General features: G+C 71.1%; 18 protein-coding genes and 1 riboswitch. Of the genes, 7 read left to right on the plus strand and 11 right to left on the minus strand.

Features of this window, described 5'->3' with window-relative positions:
* The first annotated feature begins 154 nt into the window (after positions 1-154).
* Entirely contained in the window at positions 155-1,213 is a 1,059-nt protein-coding gene (locus ACSP50_RS05795; RefSeq protein WP_014688223.1) for a lactonase family protein, read from the plus strand.
* Between the two features lie 365 nt (positions 1,214-1,578).
* Positions 1,579-3,168, plus strand: coding sequence for a VWA domain-containing protein (locus ACSP50_RS05800; RefSeq protein WP_231956873.1), 1,590 nt, complete (start codon positions 1,579-1,581; stop codon positions 3,166-3,168).
* Between the two features lie 78 nt (positions 3,169-3,246).
* On the opposite strand, the gene ACSP50_RS05805 is transcribed toward ACSP50_RS05800, so the two are convergent.
* Positions 3,247-4,431: an ROK family protein gene (locus ACSP50_RS05805; protein WP_099343705.1), complete on the minus strand. Its 1,185-nt coding sequence runs from the start codon at positions 4,429-4,431 to the stop codon at positions 3,247-3,249.
* A gap of 63 nt (positions 4,432-4,494) precedes the next feature.
* Between ACSP50_RS05805 and xylA the strand changes: the two genes are divergently transcribed.
* The 3 genes from xylA to ACSP50_RS05820 all read left to right on the plus strand — a co-directional run bounded on the left by xylA (position 4,495) and on the right by ACSP50_RS05820 (position 8,940).
* Positions 4,495-5,679 (plus strand): xylose isomerase, encoded by a 1,185-nt coding sequence (gene xylA / locus ACSP50_RS05810; protein WP_014688226.1) that lies wholly within the window; start codon positions 4,495-4,497, stop codon positions 5,677-5,679.
* 2 nt (positions 5,680-5,681) lie between these two features.
* Positions 5,682-7,082: a xylulokinase gene (gene xylB / locus ACSP50_RS05815; RefSeq protein ID WP_014688227.1), complete on the plus strand. Its 1,401-nt coding sequence runs from the start codon at positions 5,682-5,684 to the stop codon at positions 7,080-7,082.
* 394 nt (positions 7,083-7,476) lie between these two features.
* Positions 7,477-8,940 carry an MFS transporter gene (locus tag ACSP50_RS05820; protein ID WP_014688228.1) on the plus strand — a complete coding sequence of 488 codons (1,464 nt, stop codon included), beginning with the start codon at positions 7,477-7,479 and terminating at the stop codon, positions 8,938-8,940.
* Here ACSP50_RS05820 and ACSP50_RS05825 read toward each other — a convergent pair.
* The 7 genes from ACSP50_RS05825 to ACSP50_RS05850 form a co-directional block, all read right to left on the minus strand.
* Positions 8,848-10,452, minus strand: coding sequence for a glycoside hydrolase family 13 protein (locus ACSP50_RS05825; RefSeq protein WP_014688229.1), 1,605 nt, complete (start codon positions 10,450-10,452; stop codon positions 8,848-8,850). The two genes, ACSP50_RS05820 and ACSP50_RS05825, sit on opposite strands and share 93 nt — an antisense overlap.
* Before the next feature lie 27 nt (positions 10,453-10,479).
* Entirely contained in the window at positions 10,480-11,199 is a 720-nt protein-coding gene (locus ACSP50_RS05830) for an HD domain-containing protein (protein WP_043510900.1), read from the minus strand.
* A 43-nt stretch (positions 11,200-11,242) separates the two neighbouring features.
* Complete coding sequence (locus tag ACSP50_RS05835) at positions 11,243-12,322, minus strand: MHYT domain-containing protein (protein WP_014688231.1); 1,080 nt, start codon at positions 12,320-12,322, stop codon at positions 11,243-11,245.
* Positions 12,323-12,497: 175 nt separating this feature from the next.
* A complete protein-coding gene (locus tag ACSP50_RS42915; protein ID WP_014688232.1) occupies positions 12,498-12,641 on the minus strand; it encodes a GPGG-motif small membrane protein in 144 nt (47 codons plus the stop codon).
* A gap of 47 nt (positions 12,642-12,688) precedes the next feature.
* Positions 12,689-13,441, minus strand: coding sequence for a metallophosphoesterase (locus tag ACSP50_RS05840; RefSeq protein WP_014688233.1), 753 nt, complete (start codon positions 13,439-13,441; stop codon positions 12,689-12,691).
* The gene (locus tag ACSP50_RS05845) at positions 13,438-13,686 is read right to left on the minus strand and encodes a hypothetical protein (protein ID WP_014688234.1); all 249 of its coding nucleotides are present in this window, start codon (positions 13,684-13,686) and stop codon (positions 13,438-13,440) included. The genes ACSP50_RS05840 and ACSP50_RS05845 overlap by 4 nt, the downstream gene beginning before the upstream one ends.
* A 2-nt stretch (positions 13,687-13,688) precedes the next feature.
* Positions 13,689-14,264 carry a nucleotidyltransferase gene (locus tag ACSP50_RS05850; RefSeq protein ID WP_014688235.1) on the minus strand — a complete coding sequence of 192 codons (576 nt, stop codon included), beginning with the start codon at positions 14,262-14,264 and terminating at the stop codon, positions 13,689-13,691.
* Between the two features lie 138 nt (positions 14,265-14,402).
* Between ACSP50_RS05850 and ACSP50_RS05855 the strand changes: the two genes are divergently transcribed.
* Complete coding sequence (locus tag ACSP50_RS05855; protein ID WP_014688236.1) at positions 14,403-15,116, plus strand: dTMP kinase; 714 nt, start codon at positions 14,403-14,405, stop codon at positions 15,114-15,116.
* Positions 15,117-15,125: 9 nt separating this feature from the next.
* Here ACSP50_RS05855 and ACSP50_RS05860 read toward each other — a convergent pair whose 3' ends face one another.
* Positions 15,126-15,809: an SDR family NAD(P)-dependent oxidoreductase gene (locus ACSP50_RS05860; RefSeq protein WP_014688237.1), complete on the minus strand. Its 684-nt coding sequence runs from the start codon at positions 15,807-15,809 to the stop codon at positions 15,126-15,128.
* A gap of 544 nt (positions 15,810-16,353) precedes the next feature.
* Between ACSP50_RS05860 and ACSP50_RS05865 the strand changes: the two genes are divergently transcribed.
* Positions 16,354-17,355, plus strand: coding sequence for an RNA polymerase sigma factor RpoD/SigA (locus ACSP50_RS05865; RefSeq protein WP_014688238.1), 1,002 nt, complete (start codon positions 16,354-16,356; stop codon positions 17,353-17,355).
* 66 nt (positions 17,356-17,421) lie between these two features.
* Here ACSP50_RS05865 and ACSP50_RS05870 read toward each other — a convergent pair whose 3' ends face one another.
* Entirely contained in the window at positions 17,422-18,402 is a 981-nt protein-coding gene (locus ACSP50_RS05870) for an NlpC/P60 family protein (protein WP_043510903.1), read from the minus strand.
* A gap of 15 nt (positions 18,403-18,417) precedes the next feature.
* Positions 18,418-18,545: riboswitch (cyclic di-AMP (ydaO/yuaA leader) on the minus strand.
* A 156-nt stretch (positions 18,546-18,701) separates the two neighbouring features.
* Complete coding sequence (locus ACSP50_RS05875) at positions 18,702-19,022, minus strand: DUF3817 domain-containing protein (protein ID WP_014688240.1); 321 nt, start codon at positions 19,020-19,022, stop codon at positions 18,702-18,704.
* Positions 19,023-19,042: the final 20 nt, after the last annotated feature.

The following is a 19,042-nucleotide window of genomic DNA, read 5'->3' on the forward strand; positions in this document are numbered from 1 at the left end:
TGGGTCTCGGTGAGTCCGCGCAGGTAGGCGGCGGGAAATTCCATGGGGACCTCCTCGGGGCGTCTTCTATACCGGTACAGTAAGCCCGCCTTCTGTACCGGTCAAGATGAGGAGCCTGCCAGGTTTCGTCGGCCCGCTGTGATGGGATCGGGGTATGGGCGCGAACGCTGAGTACGTCTTCGTCGGCTGTTACACCGGTGACAAGGGGGGTGAGGGCGACGGCATCACGCTGCTGCGGCGTGATCCGGCCGGCGGCGAGCTGACCCGGCTGGGCCTGGCTGCCCGCACGCCGTCCCCGTCCTTTCTCACCCGGCATCCCACCCTCCCGGTGCTCTACGCGGTGAACGAGCTGGACGAGGGCACCGTCTCGGCCTTCTCGGTCGCGCCGGACTGCTCCCTGATCCCGCTCGCGGTCCGGGCCACCGGCGGCGCCGACCCGTGCCATCTCGCGGTCACCGCGGACGGCCGGCACCTGGTGGTGGCCAACTACACCAGCGGCTCGGTCGCCGTGCATCCGCTGGACGCGGACGGCGTCCCGGGGGAGCGCAGCGATCTGCTCACCCTGTCCGGCTCCGGGCCGGACGCGGAGCGCCAGGCAAGCCCGCACGCGCACATGGTCGTTCCGGCTCCGGCCGGCCCCGACGTGCTGATCTCCGATCTGGGTTCGGACACGGTGTGGCGATCCCGGCTCGACCCGGTCTCCGGCCGCCTGGGCGCGCCCGAGCCGGCCGTCGAGGCGAAGCCGGGCACCGGACCGCGGCACCTGACCCGCTCCGCGGACGGCGCGCTGCTGCTGGCCGGTGAGCTGGCCGGCACGCTGAGCTGGTATCGGGCGGCCGGCGGCCCGGTCTGGGAGCTGCGCGGTACGGCGGCGGCCAGTGCGGTCACCGGCGGCGTCTTCCCGTCCGAGGTGATCGCGGGGCGTGACGGCCGGTTCGTCTATCTGGCCAACCGCGGTCCGGACACCGTCACCACCTTCGCGTGGGACGGCGAGAGCGCTGCCGTGGTGGCCGAGACATCGACCGGCGGGGTGTGGCCACGGCACATGATCGTGATTGGCGATCACCTCTACGTAGCCAATGAACGTTCACACACGGTAACGGTTTTCCGGATCGATTCGGACAGCGGAATTCCCGTTCCGCAAGGCGAGCCGACCGGTGAGCCGAGTCCCACCTGTCTGCTTCGGTGGAGTCCGCCGATGATCAGGCCATAGGCTAGATCGGGCACCCGGGCACGTCCGTGATCTTTACGGACACAACCGGCGCGCGGGTGCTCGAAAGCGGCACTGATCGAGATGGCCCCACTACGCTCAGTGTTTTCTAGATCGGCAAGCGCCAATCTGAGTAAGTTTCGACCGAACGTATATGGCATTCAGGTCTTGGTTTGCGCAGTATGGAGCGCGTGTCTGGCCGCCATCGTAGAAACTTCAACTTAAAAGGGGCGAGCGTCGTCGGCGGAACGATGGCGATCGTTCTCGCCGTCGCCGGTGGCTGGTTCGCCTATAGCCGGCTCGTCGATTCGAGCTGCAGCGGATCAGTCAGTCTGTCCGTCGCGGCCGCTCCTGAGATAGCACCCGCTGTGACCGACGCCGCGAACGCGTGGGCCAAGGACGGGGGCAACGTCAACGGCGTCTGCGTCGCGGTCGCGGTCACCTCCGTCAACCCGGCCGACGTCGCCAGCGCGATCGCCGCGCAGCACGGTGTCGTGCTGGCCGGCCTCGGGCAGGCGTCGGGCGCCACCCAGGTGCCGGACGTGTGGATCCCCGACTCGTCCACCTGGCAGCTCCGCCTGCGCAACGAGGCCTCCGGCTTCCAGCCCACCAAGGTCACCTCGGTGGCGCAGAGCCCGCTGGTCGTCGCCATGCCGCAGCCGATCGCGGTGGCCAGGAAACTGGAGGGCCAGAAGGTCCCGCTGACCGCGCTGCTGTCCGCCGGTCTCAAGTCGGCGGACGGGCCGAAGTTCGGCATCGTCAACCCGGCCCGGGACGCCTCCGGCCTGACCGCGCTGATGGCGGTCACGCAGAACGTCGGCACCGGCGACGCGGCGGTCAAGGCGCAGGTCCAGGCGCTCACGCTGCTCGCCAAGAACCGGTCCGAGCTGCGGGACGAACTGCTGGAGCAGTTCCCCAAGGCGACCGATCAGGACACCCTCGAGGAGAGTCTGGGCGCCGCCCCGCTCTCCGAGGAGGACGTGATCTCGTACAACGCGAAGCGTCCGCCGGTCGAGCTGACCGCCGTCTATCTGGACGGTCCCTCGGTGCCGCTCGACTACCCGTACTCGGTGCTGCCGCAGGTCGTCGACGGGCAGAAGATCAGCGCCGCGCAGGGCCTGCTCACCCAGCTCACCTCGGGCTCGTTCAAGAGCCGGCTCGCGGGGCAGGGGCTGCGCGCGCCGGACGGCACGTACGGCGCCGGCTTCGTCGCCCCGGTCGGCGCGCCGAAGGCGTCGCCGGCGATCAACACGGCGGGCGGCGGTGACACCGGCGGCACCGCAGCGTCGGGTGTCGACGCCGCGTCGGTCAGCAAGGTGGTCGGCACCTGGAACGCGACCACCCAGGCCGGTCGGGTGCTGGCCGTCTTCGACGTCTCCGGGTCGATGAACGACCCGGTGCCGCAGGCCGGCAACCGGTCGAAAGCGGTGGTCACCCAGGCCGCCGCGCGGACCGGTCTGCAGCTGTTCAGCGACGACTGGGCGGTCGGCGTGTGGGAGTTCTCCACCGACATGGACGGCACCAGGCCGTGGAAGCAGCTGATCCCGATCACGCCGCTGAGCACCGGACGGCAGGACGTGCAGGCCACGATCCCGCTGCTGAACCCGAAGAAGGGCGGCAACACCGGTCTGTACGACACGATCCGGGACGCCTACGACACGTCGAAGAAGAACTGGAAGGCCGGCAAGGCGAACTCGGTCATCCTGTTCACCGACGGCGTCAACGAGAACGACGACGGCATCGACCAGGACACCCTGCTGGCCTATCTGAAGAAGGCGCAGGACCCGACGAAGCCGGTCCGGCTCGTGCTGATCGGCATCGGTGACGGCGTCGACCGCACCGAGCTGGAGAAGATCAGCAACGTGGTCAAGGGCAGCGGCGTGTTCCTCGCCAAGGACCCGACCCAGATCACCGGCATCTTCCTGCAGGCGATCGGCTCGCGCACCGGCGTCGAGTAACCCGCCGTCCCCCGGTCGTCCCACGGCCGCCATCCCGCGAGGGGTGGCGGCCGTTTCCCGTCCCGGTGCGCAACACGATTACGCGGTACGCCGTAGCCAGCGCGCCGGATCGTCCCGGACCTCCCGGATCACCGCGTCCGCCGCCCCGCGCACCGCCGCCTCGGCCCCGAGTCGCGCCGCGCGCAGCGTGACCGGCGCCAGCCCCGAGGTCAGCACCCGTCGGCGCAGCTCCGCCTCGATCCCGTCGCGCAGCCGGTCGAACAGTGGCGCGTAGGCCCCGCCGAGCACGATCACCGGCACGTCGAGCAGGTTGACCACGGCGGCCAGCGCGATCCCCAGTGCGGCGGCGGCCAGCGGCTCGTCCGCGGCCAGCGCCTCCTGCCCGGCGTACTGCTCCAGGCACCCGTTCGCGCCGCAACGGCAGGGCCGGCCGTCCGGATAGACGGTGACGTGTCCGATCTCGCCGCTCCAGCCGCGGGCGCCGCGGTACAGCTCGCCGTCGATGACCAGGCCGGCACCGATCCCGACCTCGCCCGAAACGTACAGGAAGTCGGGGTTTCCGCCGGTGACCCGCAGTTCGCCGAGGGCGGCGAGGTTGGCCTCGTTGTCGACGGCGATGCTCAGGTCGGCCAGTTCCGGGACGCCGCGCAGCAGCGCCGGCGCGTCCACGTCCTGCCAGCCGAGGTTCGGCGCGACCCGGACCAGCCCGGCCGCACCGGGGCCGCTGGGTCCGGCCGCGCCCGGGCCGGCCGGGATCAGGCCGGTGGAGACCAGGCCGGGCACGGCGAGCGCGGCGCCGGCGATCACCAGGCCGTCCGCCTCGGCGGCGAGCCGGGCCCGGGCGCCGAGCCGGCCCAGCGCGGCGAGCGCGGCCGCCGGACCGGCCGGGCGCTGGTCGGCGTGCTCGGTGAGGCGCTGGCGGACCGCACCGGTCAGGTCGACCACGCAGGCCGCGAGGTAGTCGACGTTGATCTCCAGCCCGAGCCCGGCCGGGCCGGCCGCGGTGAGCGCGAGCCCGGCGGCCGGGCGCCCCGCCCCGGTGCGCGGCGGCGGGTCCCGCTCGACCAGCAGGCCGCCGGCGATCAGGTCGTCGGTGAGCGCGGAGACGGTGGCACGGGTGAGCCCGGTGAGGGCCGCGACGGACGCCCGGGACGGTGGATCCGCGCTGTTCGCCACGGTGTCCAGCACCAGCGCGAGATTATGGGCGCGGACGCTTGACTGCCGGACGGGCGTGCTGGATCTGCTGGTGAGCCGGGCCGTCACGCCCTTGACAATGCCACACCCCCGCCAAATAATTCAACCAATAAACAAATCGCGGAGGTTACGATGTCGCTTCAGCCCACTCGTGAGGACAAGTTCTCGTTCGGACTCTGGACCGTCGGCTGGCGGGCACGTGACCCGTTCGGCGAGGCGACCCGTCCCGCGCTCGACCCGGTCGAGGCCCTGTACAAGCTCGCCGAGATCGGGGCGTACGGAGTCACGTTCCACGACGACGACCTGGTGCCGTTCGGATCGGACGCGCAGACCCGCGACGGCATCGTGGCCGGGTTCAAGAAGGCGCTGGACGAGACCGGCCTGACCGTCCCGATGATCACTACCGACCTGTTCTTCCACCCGGTGTTCAAGGACGGTGGCTTCACCAGCAACGACCGCTCGGTCCGGCGTTACGCGCTGCGCAAGGTGATGCGCCAGATGGAGCTCGGCGCCGAGCTCGGCGCCAAGACCCTGGTGCTGTGGGGCGGCCGCGAGGGCGCCGAGTACGACTCGGCCAAGGACGTCAAGGCCGCCCTCGACCGGTACCGTGAGGCACTCAACCTGCTCGCGCAGTATTCCGAGGACCGCGGCTGGGGCCTCCGCTTCGCCATCGAGCCGAAGCCGAACGAGCCCCGCGGCGACATCCTGCTGCCCACCGCCGGGCACGCCATCGCGTTCACCCAGGAGCTGGAGCGGCCCGAGCTGTTCGGCATCAATCCCGAGGTCGGCCACGAGCAGATGGCGGGTCTCAACTTCACCCAGGGCATCGCCCAGGCGCTGTGGCACGGCAAGCTCTTCCACATCGACCTGAACGGCCAGCACGGCCCGAAGTTCGACCAGGACCTGGTCTTCGGCCACGGTGACCTGCTCAGCGCGTTCTCCCTGGTCGACCTGCTGGAGAACGGCGCCGACGGCAGCCAGGCCTACGACGGCCCGCGGCACTTCGACTACAAGCCGTCGCGCACCGAGGACGTCACCGGCGTCTGGGAGTCGGCGAAGGCCAACATCCGGATGTACCTGCTGCTCAAGGAGCGGGCCAAGGCGTTCCGCGCCGACCCCGAGGTGCAGGAGGCGCTGGCCGCGTCCAAGGTCGCCGAGCTGGCCGCGCCGACGCTGAACCCCGGCGAGACGTACGCCGACCTGCTCGCCGACCACAGCGCGTTCGAGGACTTCGACGCCGACGCGGCCGGCGCCCGGGGCTACGGCTTCGTGCGCCTCAACCAGCTCGCCATCGAGCACCTGCTCGGAGCGCGCTGACCATGGCGCTGGTGGCCGGGATCGACAGCTCGACGCAGTCGTGCAAGGTCGTCGTCCGGGACGCCGAGACCGGGAAGCTGGTCCGGCAGGGCCGGGCGGCGCACCCGGACGGCACCGAGGTGCATCCGGACGCCTGGTGGGCCGCGCTGCGGCAGGCGATCGACGAGGCGGGTGGCCTGGACGACGTGGCCGCCGCCTCGGTCGCCGGCCAGCAGCACGGCATGGTCGTGCTCGACGAGAACGGTGACGTGGTCCGCCCGGCGCTGCTGTGGAACGACACCCGCAGCGCCGGCGCGGCCGCCGACCTGATCGCCGAGCTCGGCGGCGGCGCGGCCTGGGCCGAGGCGGTCGGCATCGTGCCGGTGGCCAGCTTCACCCTGACCAAGCTGCGCTGGCTGGCCCGGCACGAGCCGGCCCTGGCCGACCGGGTGGCGGCGGTCTGCCTGCCGCACGACTGGCTGACCTGGAAGCTGTCCGGCTCCACCGACCTGGCCGACCTGCGCACCGACCGCAGCGACGCCAGCGGCACCCTCTACTGGTCGGCCAGCACCGACCGGTACCGGCACGACCTGCTGGAGCTGGGCTTCGGCCGGGACCTGCGGGTGCCCGAGGTGCTCGGCCCCACCGGGATCGCCGGGCACCTGCCGAACGGCGCACCGCTCGGCCCGGGCGCCGGCGACAACGCGGCGGCGGCCCTGGGCACCGGCGCGCTGCCCGGTGACGTGATCGTCTCGATCGGCACGTCCGGCACGGTGTTCGTCTCGTCGGACGCGGCGCCGGCCGACCCGAGCGGCACGGTGGCCGGGTTCGCCGACACCACCGGCCGGTTCCTGCCGATCGTGGTCACGCTCAACGCGGCCCGGGTGCTGGACGCCGCGGCGAAACTGCTCGGCGTCTCGCACGACGAGCTGTCCCGGCTGGCGCTGTCCGCCCCGGCCGGCGCGGACGGCCTGGTCCTGGTGCCGTACCTGGAGGGGGAGCGGACCCCGAACCGGCCGGACGCCACCGGCGCGATCCACGGCCTGACCCTGAAGACGTCCGATCCGGCGCATCTGGCCCGGGCCGCCGTCGAGGGCATGCTGTGCGCGCTGGCCGACGGCCTGGACGCGCTGGTCGGCCAGGGCGCCGCGGCGAACCGGATCGTGCTGGTCGGCGGCGGGGCACGCAGCGAAGCGGTGCGTCGGATCGCGCCCGCGCTGTTCGGCAAACCGGTGCTGGTCCCGCCGCCCGGGGAGTACGTGGCGGACGGCGCGGCCCGGCAGGCGGCCTGGGTGGTCGCCGGTGGGGACACCCCGCCGGCCTGGTCCGCCGAGCCCCCGGAGGTCTTCCAGGACGACGCGGTGCCGTTGATCCGGGAGCAGTACGCGGCCGCCCAGGACAGGGTGGTGGACCGGAGCCGTTGAGAGTCTCTGCGGGTCGCGGGGGTACGCCGGGCACGTCGTACCCCCGCGATCATCTTCTCGGGAAGTTTCGTCGCAGTGGGCGTTCACCGAAGTGGACAGGTGCAGTCGAACGAGACCATCGTCGGCGTCGGCACCAGCGCCGGCCGCCTCGGCTCGTCGCCGGCCTCCACCGGCCGGGCGTCCACCCGGCCGCGCGCACCGCGGCCGGCGCCGCGAGACTCAGCCGCGGGTCCTGCTCCGCCGACAGCCGTCCGCGCCGTGCGGAGGCCGCCGAGGTGGGATGGACGAAATCGGCGATCCGCACGATCAGCATGCGACCCGATCATCGAAAACCGTGGTCGTCCCGGCAACGCGGCCCTGACCGCGGGCCGAACAGTCGCTAACCTCTACCGGTGTGAAGGCCAGGGGAGGTGCCGCGCACCGCGCGTACAGCGTGGTGGTGTTCGTGATCCTCGCCTCGCTGGACAATGTGGCGATCGGCATCGTGCCGCCGCTGTACGGCAGCATCGGCGCCGCGTTCGGGGTCGGCGAGGGCCGGATCGCGCTGGCCACCACGGTCATGTTCGGGATCAGCGCGGTCGCCGCGATCGGCTGGGCTTACGCGGGCGACCGCACCGACCGCAAACCGGTGCTCATCGCCGGCACGCTGATCTGGATCGGCGGCACCGCGTGGTCCGGGCTGGCCGGCGGGTACGGCGCGTTCCTGAGCGCCCAGGTGCTCGCCGCGGTCGGCCTGGGCGCGGTCGCCTCGGTCAGTTTCTCGGTGGTCAGCGACCTGATCTCACCGCGGCGCCGGGGCCTGGTGATGAGTTTCTGGGGACTGTCGCAGGGCGTCGGCACGCTGGCCGGCACGCTGGCCGGCGGCATTCTCGGGCACGCCGACTGGCGCAGGCCGTTCCTGGTCACCGCGGTCGCCGGGGGCATCGCCACGGCGCTGTACCTGTTCACCTACAACGTGCCGCGCGGCGACAGCCAGCCGGAGTTGGCCGGGATCGACTACGACGAGCGGATCCACCACGACCACCTGCCGATCATCCTGGGCCGACGCACCAACATCTGGCTGATCCTGCAGGGTGGCACCGCGCAGATCGCCTTCGGCTCGCTGGTCTGGCTGCCGGTGCTGTTCCGCGCCCGGGCCGAGGACCAGGGCTACTCCACACCGACCGCGGTCCTGGTGGGCAGTGTCTTCGCGACGGTCTTCCAGCTCGGCGCCGCGCTGTCGATCCTCGGCGGGCTCGCCGGCGACCGGCTGCAACGGCGGACACCGCGCGGCCGGGCCCTGGTCGCCGCGGTCGGCATCCTGGCCGCCGTGCCGTTCTATGTGGTGCTGTTCCTCGTCCCGATGACGATTCGGGTGCCGGACCGGGCGAGCACCGGCGCGGTGATCCGCGGCGTGCTGACCAATGTGGTCACCGAGCCGACGGTCGCCGCCTGCCTGGCCACCGCGGTCTTCGCACTGATGCTGACCTCGGCGAACTCGCCGAACTGGTTCGCGATGATCTCGGACGTGAACCCGCCCGAGCACCGGGGCACCGTCTACAGCCTGGGCAACCTGGTCAACGGGGCCGGTCGGGCCGGCGGGAACGCGCTGGTCGGGGTGGCCTTCCAGCGGCTGGCCGGGGCGTTCCCGCCGCCGCTGAACTACGCGGTCGGGCTCGCCTCGTTCCAGTTCTTCTTCATCCCGACCGGGATCATGTACTGGCTGGCCAGCAGGACGGTCGCGGTGGACATGGCGGCCACCCACGCCGCCCTGCTGGCCAAGCGATCAGGCCAGCGCCCAGACCGTGACATCGCTGGGGATCCGCCCGTCGGCGTCGAGGGGCTCGCTGCTCAGCAGGACCCGGGCGCCGGGCGGTAGGGTGACCGGCTCCGCCCCGAAGTTGGTCAGCACCAGTACCGGGCCGTTGCGGAACGCCAGCACGGCACCCTCGGTCGCCGACCAGGCCAGCGTGCCGCCGCCCAGCCGGTGCGCACGACGGGCGGCCAGCGCTGAGCGGTACAACTCGTAGGTGGAGCCCGGCACGTCCACCTGCCGGTCCAGGGCGTACTCCGCCCAGAGCGCGGGCTGCGGCAGCCAGCTGTCGTCACCCGGGCCGAAACCGTACGACGGGGCGTCGGCCTCCCACGGGATCGGCACCCGGCAGCCGTCCCGGCCGCGCTCGGCGTGCCCGGACCGCTCCCACGCCGGGTCCTGCCGGAACTCGTCGGCCAGCGTGGTGTGCTCCGGCAGCCCGAGCTCCTCACCCTGGTAGAGGTAGGCCGAGCCGGGCAGCCCGAGCATCAGCAGGGTGGCCGCCCGGGCCCGGCGCAGGCCCAGCCCGGTGTCCGGCTGCGGGTCGCCGATCCCGATCCCCGGCTTGCGCTTTCCGCCGGGCGGGAAACCGAGCCGGGACGCGTGCCGCACCACGTCGTGATTGGACAGTACCCAGGTGGTCGTCGCGCCGACCGCACCGGTGGCGGCCAGCGAGGAGTCGATCACCGCGCGCAGCTCGGCCGGCTGCCACGGTGCCTCCAGATACGGGAAGTTGAAGGCCTGGTGCATCTCGTCCGGCCGGACGTAGCGGGCCAGCCGCTCCTCGGGCTGCACCCAGGCCTCGGCGACCAGGATCCGGCCGCCGTCGTACCCGTCCAGCACGGCGCGCCACTCCCGGTAGATCTCGTGCACCCCCTCCTGGTCCCACATCGGCGGCGGGGGACCGGCCGGCTCCAGGCCGCCGAGCACCGTGGCCGGCGCCGTCCAGTCGGTGAGCTCGGCGTCCTTGATCAGGCCGTGGGCCACGTCCACCCGGAAGCCGTCGACCCCGCGGTCCAGCCAGAACCGCAGGATCGCCACGAACTCGGCGCGGACCTCCGGGTGGTCCCAGTTCAGGTCGGGCTGCGAGACGTCGAACAGGTGCAGATACCACTGCCCGTCGGCGACCTGCCGCCAGGCCGGGCCGCCGAAGACGCTCTGCCAGTTGTTCGGCGGAGTGTCCCGGAAGATGTAGCGGTCCCGCTCCGGGCTGCCGGGCGGCGCGGCCAGAGCGGCCCGGAACCACGGGTGCTCGCTGGACGTGTGGTTCGGCACCAGGTCGACGATGACCTTGAGGCCCAGGTCGTGGGCGGCGGCGATCAGCTTGTCGGCGTCGCCGAGGGTGCCGAAACGGGGGTCGACATCGCGGTAGTCGGCCACGTCGTACCCGGCGTCGTGCTGCGGGCTGACGTAGAACGGGGACAGCCAGACGGCGTCCACCCCCAGCTCGCGCAGCCGGGGCAGGCGCGCCGTGATGCCGGGCAGGTCGCCCATGCCGTCGCCGTTCCCGTCGGCGAACGAGCGGGGGTAGATCTGGTAGATGACGGCGTCGCGCCACCAGGAATCGTGGGAGGGCATGCCACCAACATAGGCAGCGCCGTGCGGTCAGTCGTCGAGGATGGCCGCGAAACGCTCCTCGGCCAGGTCCAGCTGGTCCAGGATGTGCTCCTTGGCCTGGGTGGAGAGCGGGGTGTCCGGCCGCCCGATCAGCTCACGCAGCTTCGGCACCAGCGGGCGGTACTTGGTGGCCGAGCGGTACGCCTTGTCCAGCGTGGTGTGGATCACGCCGACCCCGTTGTCGGTGAAGTCGGAGATCTTGATGATCCGCGCCCACGGGTCCCGGTCCAGGCTCGCCGTGACGTGCTCCCGGTACTGCTCGTGCCGGTCCCGCCCCGGGTCGTAGGCCGGGTTGGTGACCGACCGGACCAGCTCGGAGACCCGCGCGCCGAACCGGTGGGCGAGCACGGCCAGGGCCGCCTCGGTGGCCTTGGGGTACGCGGTGTCCGCCGGCAGGCCGGCCAGCTCTGCCGGATGGTCCTCGACCGCGTCGTGCAGCAGGGCGGCCACCAGCACGTCGACGTCACGCACCTGGTAGTAGCGGATGATCCGGATGGCGACCCGGAGCAGGTGGTTGAGGTACGGCTCACGGACCCGCCGATCGTCGGCGTGCAGGGTGGCGGCCAGGTCGAGGGCCTCGGTCAGCCGCTCCCGGTCGGCGGCCGGAAACGACTCCAGCTCCAGGCCGAAGCGTTGCCGCAGCCCCTCCTCGCCGTACACCTCGGTGATCGCGTGCAGCGGCATCGAGAGCAGCATCCGTGGCGCCATGCGGATCAGGTATACCGGATCATCGGCCGCGACGGGGAAAACCTCACGTGCCGGATGTGGCCGGACCCGCCACCGGGCCGCTCGCCTGGTCCGGGATCGGCACCGGCGGGACCGGCGCGGGTGGTGGCGCCACCGGGACGGTCGGTTCGGTCGCGACCGGGACGATCGGCGGGGCACCGGCCACCGACGGGTCGAAGGTCGGCGGCCGTGGCGCCGGGCGCGGCGCGGGCGACGGCCGGGTCGCGCCGGCGGCCCGGCCGGCGGCCACCGCCCTCGCCGCCGGACTCAGCCGCACCCCGGTGCCGAACTGCGAGGCCTGCCGCAGCGTCCACGGCTGGTGCGGTTCGGCGTGCATACCGCGCTTCGGGGTGCCGGCCCCGTCGGTGAACTCCTCCTCGGTCATCGCCTGCAGCGCGCTCAGCGCCACCCCGACGATGGTCGCCGCGGTGATCAAAGTGATCGGCACGATCATGGTGAGCGGCCGGATGCCGCCGGCCGCCGGGACGATGGACGGGTCCAGCCGGACCGACATCGCGGCCATCCCGGTGTAATGCATGCCGCAGACCGCGACCGCCATCACCGCGGCCGCGCCGGCTATCCGGGTCAGCCCGCGCACCGACACCGCGAACCACAGCGCGGTGGTGCAGGCGGCCAGCGCGATCAGCGCGGACGCGGCGACCAGCACCGGGTCGTAGTGCACCACCGCGGACATCCGCATGCCCTCCATGCCGGTGTAGTGCATGGCCAGCACACCACCACCGGTGAGGAACCCGGCCGCGACGGTCTTGGCCGGGCTGGGCGCGCCGTGCCCCACCACCATCAGCCCGATCCCGACGGTGACCACCGCGAAGACCATGCTGAGCAGGGTGGTCGGCAGGTCGTAGCGGACCGGGCTGTCCGGCACGTCGAAGCCGAGCATGGCGGAGAAGTGCATCAGCCAGATGGCGCCGCCGCCGATGGCGAACGCCGCGATCGCCAGCCAGCGGTTGCGCCGGCCCCGGCTGTGCGCGCCCCGGGCCCGCTCGGTGCAGAGCAGTCCGAGGAACGAGCCGAGGTACGCCAGCAGCGCCGCGGCGATCGGGTTGAAGGCTCCATAGGTGAAGTGGTGAATATGTGCGGCCACGGGTCTACCTCGCGAAACATGGGCGATGGTCCGCGGGGTAGTGAGTCAGGAATCAGCAGTCGCGCATCGCACCCGCAGTGCGTCGACGCACCAAAGAGAACCGGCACCGTCTCACGTTCAGGAACGTGAGACGGTGCCGAAACGGTTACCGGGGGTCGGGGTGCGGGAGTGCCGATCAGGTGAAGATGCTGACGCCGCCGGGGCCGACCAGCAGGCCCACGATGATCAGCACAACGCCCCAGAGGATCTGCCGCCGGAACAGCGCGAGGATGCCGGCGACCACGAGGATTACGGCGAGAATCCAGAGCAGTAGGTCCATGTCGCTGCTGGTACCCGATGTCCGAAAATCAGAAACCTGGTTCTCGATCAGACGTTGACGAGTTCCTCGTTCCGGGTGTCCACGGTGTCCGTGAGCAGCTGATACACGTTGTAGGCCTGCTTGATCACCGGGTGCGCGACGTTGCGGACCGGTACTCCGCCCGGGGTCCGGCCGCGTTCCGAGCCGTGGTGCGCGTGCCCGTGCAGGGCCAGCGCGGTCGGCGCGTCGTCGATCGCCTGACCCAGCTGGTAACAGCCGAGGAACGCGTAGATCTCCAGCGGCTCGCCGGTCAGCGTCTCCGGGACCGGCGCGTAGTGGGTCATCGCCACCAGCGCGTCACACTCCACCGAGAGCAGCGCGTCGCGCAGAGCCGCGGCGTACCGCTCGGTGGTCCCGACGAAGTCCTTCATCTCGCGCTCGCCGAAGTTGCTCGCGCAGGCGCCGGCGAAGCCGCCGCCGAACCCCTTGGTCCCGGCGATCCCGAGTCGATGCCCACGGATCTCCAGTACGGTGGCGGCCCCCTCCAGCACGGTGATCCCGCTGCCGGTCAGCACCCGGGTCACCTCGTCCTGCTGGTCGCTCTGATGGTCGTGGTTGCCGAGCACCACCACGACCGGCACGGCCAGGTCACCGAACTCGGCGGCGAAGCACCGTGCCTCCTCCGGGGTTCCGTGCCGGGTCAGGTCCCCGGCGACCAGCAGCACGTCGGCCCGGCCGGGCAGCTCCTCCAGAGCCGGCCGGTACCGGCCCACCACGTCCTTGTCCACGTGGACGTCGCCCACGGCGGCGATCCGGATCATGAAATCTCCTCCACCTCGGCGGGCGCCTGGGTCCGGGTGATGCCGATGTCGCAGGCGATCTCCAGGTCGGGGTAGCGCGCGCTGATCTGCCGGCAGATCTCGTCCCGACGCTGCGCGCTCTCCACCTCGCCGCCCAGCATCAGCAGGTTCTCCCGGCGGTGCACGGTCACGCCCTGCTCGGCGATCCGGTCGTGCTCGGCCAGCAGCCGCTGGATCTCGGCCTCCAGGTCGATCTGTTTGGTCATCGTCAGTCCTCACCCTCGTCGGACTTGTTCGGCACGACGTCGAGCCGGTCCAGCAGGACGAGGAACGCCTCGGCGTACGGCGACTTCGCGGTCTCCCGGCGGACCCGGGCCCAGTCGATCTGCTCGCGCAGCGACCGGGCCAGCGGCAGCCCCTGGGCGAAATCGCAGTGGTGCTGGCTGTAACTGAGCAGCTTGTGAATCATCAGCTGGGTGGCCGAGAGCACCGGCATGTAGATCGCCTCGACCGAGATCCGCTCGGTGTCGGCGAGCGTCTCGTCGGTGACCGGAGTCTCCACCGGGCGGAAGATCAGATCCACCATCCGGCCGTCCTCGAAGACCTTGACCAGCCAGTCCTCCGGCGGCTCCAGCGTCTCGAAGCCGACCTCGGACAGCTCCTGCAGGGCCCGTTCCTTGTCCTGCTCGCGGATCAGAAAGTCCACGTCGTGATCGCTGGAATGTCCGCCGTGGGCATAGACGGCGAAACTGCCCCCCAGCGCGAAGGGGATCTCCGCGGTCTTCAGGGTCGCGGCGACACGTTTCATCGTGCCGGCCAGCCCCTCGTCGACCCGGTGCGGCATGGTGACCTCCTGTCCGTGTCCAATTCGTGACCATTACCCACGGTGGCCGCACCTTGAACCCTCGACGATCATTGTGGTCCGTTCCGCCCACCGCCGAGGGGGAACGCGCAGTGCGCGCCCCGGCTACCGTCGGTGGGCATGACAGCTCGCCCGCGCACGATCGCCCTGGTCGGCATCGACGGCTCCGGCAAGACCACCCAGGCCCGGATGCTCGCCGCCGCGATGACCCGGGCCGGGACGCCGGCCCGCTACCGGCAGAACGCCGGCGGCCGGGCCCGGCTCGGGCGGCTGGCCGTACGCCTCGGCCGGGAGGACGCGGTCGGGCTGCTCGGGCGCCGCGGCCTGCTGCTGATGGAGTCGGTGTTGCGGTGGCTCGCGATCGCCCGGACGCTGCTGCGGCGAGCGGTCCGTCGGGAGGTCACCGTGATGGACCGGTACGCGGTCTGCCAGTACGCCAGCGTGCGGGCGCACCGGGGGACGGCGGCCGCCGAGCGCCGGGCGCGGCTGGCTTACCGGGTGTTCCCGCGGCCGGACGTGACGCTGTTCCTGGCCGTGGATCCGGGCGTGGCCAGAGCGCGGATCGAGCTGCGCGGCCGGGACAGCGAGTCACTGGAATATCTGACGGCCGCGGATATGGCGTACCGCCAATTGCCGGAATTTGCCGAATTTACCGTGATTGATGCCAATGGTTCGCCCGACCAGGTCTTCGACGCCGTTCAGCGGGCGCTGGGCCGGCCGGCGGCGCCGGTTCAGCGCCCGCTCCGGGTACGGAGCCTGGTGCTGGCCGGCGCCTCCGCCGTGACCGGCGCCGCCGTGTCGGCCTGGCAGCTTGCTGAGTCTTTCCCGGCCTGATCCGGCTCGTCAGGCCTGGCCGTAGACCGGGATGCGCGCGCCGCTGGTCGGTGCGGAGGCATCCGAGGCGAGGAACAGGATGGTCGCGGCAATCGACTCCGGGTCGACCCAGCGGCTGTGGTCGGCGTCCGGCATCGCGGCCCGATTCGCCGGCGTGTCGATCACGCTGGGCAGCACCGTGTTGCTGCGCACGTTCTGCCGGCGGTACTCGACGGCGACGGTCTCGGCGAAGGCCAGCACCGCGGCCTTGGACACGACATACCCGGCCGCGCCCGCGAACGGCGCCACCGCGGCCCGCGACGAGACGCTGACCACCGCGCCACCGCCGGCCGCCACCAGGTGCGGCAGGGCGGCCGCGGTGACCAGATAGGTGGGACGCAGGTTGGCGGTGAACATCGCCTCGAACTCGTCGACCGGGGTGTCGGCGATCAGGCCGCTGCCCGCATACCCACCGACCAGATTGACCACCGCGGTCAGCGGGGCGCCCGGCTCGGCGGTGGCCGCCGCCACGGCGGCGGCCGCGCCCGCCGGGTCGGTCAGGTCGGCCGGGACGGCGACGGCACCGGCCGGCACCCGGTCGCTGGAGCCGGGCCGGGCCGGGGCCACCACGCGCCACCCGGCCGCCAGGAACGCTGCGACGGTGGCGGCGCCGAGCCCGCCGGTGCCGCCGGTCACCAGAGCAGTATTGGTCATGGGGAAGATCTTCCCGGGTGTGGTGTTGCTCACTTCACCCACCCGTCGAGGCCGCGGCTACGAATGTCACCGGTCCGGGGAGCGTCACCCGGATGGGCGAGTGATCTGCGACGCGCCGTGCCGCATCGTGACCGATGGTCCCGTTCGGCGGGTGCGGCCGGCGGGGTGCGATCTCAATTGACGGTCGCGTTTGATTCAGGCCCGTCGGCAGCCGGTCGATGCTGCACGTGAACCCCAGGGGCGGCGCACCCGTATATCAGGGTATCGAGCGCCAGGGTGACGAGCGTCGCGGCACTCAAGGTGATGCCCGTCGCTGTGGACGATGAGAGGCCGATGGTGTTATGAGGCGCGCGACGGGTAACCGTCTATCCGCAAGGCGGTCCGGTACGGGCCGCGCTCAGCTACCGCGCACTGGGCTCTCAGGTAAGACCCAGGCATTCGTGACACTTTCGATCGGCCAGGCGGAATCAGCGCAGGCAGCCATTTGTTGTGTAGATGTCAGCAACCGCAATGCACGAGCTGCGGACGTTACGGGAGAGGGCTGATGGACGCAGGTAATGCCCGTAACAGGGTTAGTGACGGCAATGAGGGGACCGTGGGCAACGTGGAGAAGAACACCGTGATGCGTACCGACCAGGTTGCCGAGGAGCGCGACCTCGTCGGAGTCTACCTGCACGAGATCTCCCGGACGCCGCTGTTGGACGCCGCGCGGGAGGTCGAGCTCTCCAAGGCGATCGAGGCGGGCCTCTACGCCGAGCACCTGCTCGAGCAGGGCGAGGAGCGCCGCGGCATCAGCCGGGAGGAGCTCGAGCGCCTCGTCACCGAGGGCAGCCGGGCGAAGGACCTGTTCATTCGCGCCAACCTGCGACTGGTCGTCTCGATCGCCCGCCGCTACGTGCGCTCGGGCATGCCGATGCTCGACCTGATCCAGGAGGGCAACACCGGTCTGGTCCGCGCGGTCGAGAAGTTCGACTACGAGCGCGGCTACAAGTTCTCCACGTACGCGACGTGGTGGGTGCGTCAGGCGATCAGCCGGGCCATCGCCCAGCAGGAGCGGACCGTCCGCCTGCCGGTGCACCTGGTCGAGGACGTCAACCGGATGCGCAACGTGACCCGCCAGCTGGTCCGTGAGCTCGGCGGCGACCCGGAGCCGGAGCAGATCGCGGCGGCTCTCGGCGTCACCGTCGAGCGGGTCAACGAGCTCACCCGCTGGGCCCAGGACACCGTGTCCCTGGACACTCCGGTCGGCGACGACGGCGACACCAACCTGGGCGACCTGGTCGCCGACAGCGACGCGCCGTCGCCCGAGGAGATCGTGCTTAGCGCCCTGGAGCGGCAGCGGATCGAGGGGCTGCTCAACCACCTGGACGACCGGTCGGCAGGCATCATGCGGGCGCGGTACGGACTGGAGGACGGTCGGGAGCACTCGCTGACCGAGGTGGCGTCGCGCTTCTCGCTCAGCCGGGAGCGGATCCGGCAGCTGGAGATCCAGGCGCTCGGCCGGCTGCGTGAGCTGGCCCGGGCCGAGGGCCTGCAGGCCGCCTGACCCTGATACGACGAGAGAAGGCCGGCACCCCGAGAGCGGGTGCCGGCCTTCTCGCTGTGCGCGGTGTTACGAGATCCGGCCGTATCCCTGTACGGGCATGATGTTGATCGTGCGGCGGGTCACGTCGGCGCCACCGTGCGGTGCGTCGATGACCATGCCGCTGCCGACGTACAGCGCGACGTGGCCACCGTCGCGATAGAACACCAGGTCACCCTGCTTGGGGACGAACCCCGCGGTGCCCGCCTTGATGTAGGTGACACCACTGGCGTATCGCTGCTCGGACGCGCTGTGTGGCAGCGAGTGCCCGGCCGCGGCCCAGGCGGCCTTGGTCAGACCCGAGCAGTCGTACGAGTTGGGACCCTCGTCCCCGAAACCGTACGGCTTGCCGATCTGCTTGTACGCGAAGGCGACCGCCACCCCGGCGTCACCGGAGCCCTTCGGGATCGGGCCGGTCCACGAGCCGGAGCTCTGCGTCGGCTTGCCGTACAGTTCCTTCTGCGTCGCGGTCAGCTTCTGCAGATCCTTGGTGTACTTGGCCTTCTGCGCGTCCAGCTCCTTGAGCTGCAGCGCCTGCTTCTGCTCGGTGGCCTTGAGCTCGGCCTGCCGAGACGTGTAGGTCCGGCTGACCTCGGTGTAGTTGTCGATCTGCGCCTGGTTGGACTTGCTGAGCTGGTCCAGGTAGCTCAGCCGCTCCAGCAGGTCATGCTGGTTGCCGCCGAGGATCAGGGTCATCGGGCCGACCCGGCCGGTCATGTACGACGACGCGGCGATCGCGTTCACCTTCGTGACGGCCTGGTTCTTCGCCGCCTCGGCCGGCTTGAGGGACGCGGTGAGCTTGGCCGCGTCGGTCTGCGTCGCCTTCAGGTCGATGCGGGTCTTGTTGTACGCCTCGGTGACGTCGTCCAGCTTGTTGGAAGCCGCCTCGATCTGCTTCTTCAGCTCGTCCTTGGACGGGGCCGCGTGCGCGGCGGTAGCGCCCGACGTGGTGATCGCCAGCGCGGTCAGCGCGACCACCAGCGCCCGGAGCCTGGTACGGGGGAGTGGCACTGGTCAGGGGGCCTTTCTTCCGCTCATGGCCGCTTACCGGGTTAGCTGACGGGTTCGGACTCGGAAGAGGCGTCCTACCGCGCGTGGCGGATTCACCCCGGAAAGATGGGTCCCCGGCTCGTGAGATTCAGCGGCGTTGGCCGGCGCCACCCGGAGGGTTTGTGGCTGCGGACCGAACCAACCGCATCAACTTATCGGCGCAGAAAACAAAATCAAGTCCTCCGCGCGTGAAATCTGCGAATAGCCGGTCTTGCGAACTTAATCCCGATAACGGGCTGTTATTCGACCCGCGCGCTGCGTTATTTGACGGCCGGTTCCCACGCTACTTCAGTCATCCAGTGCCGGGTCACCTGACGCTCCGCCCAGAACGAGAAGAACGGGATGGTGCCGGCCAGCATCACCAGGATCATCCGGCCGAAGGGCCACCGGGCCCGGCGGGACAGGTCGAAACTGAACAGCAGATAGATCATGTAGAGGAAACCGTGCAGCGGGCCGATCACCGCGACCACCGTGTCGTTGTCGCCGAAGTACTTCAGCGGCATGCCGACCAGTACGAGAACGACCAGGAACACGCCGACGATCCAGGCAATGATCCGGTAACGGGTGAGCGCGCCGCGCACGGGGGTCTCCTTCGAGCTTC

It is taken from the genome of Actinoplanes sp. SE50/110, from assembly GCF_900119315.1.
In the GTDB taxonomy this organism is placed as follows: domain Bacteria; phylum Actinomycetota; class Actinomycetes; order Mycobacteriales; family Micromonosporaceae; genus Actinoplanes.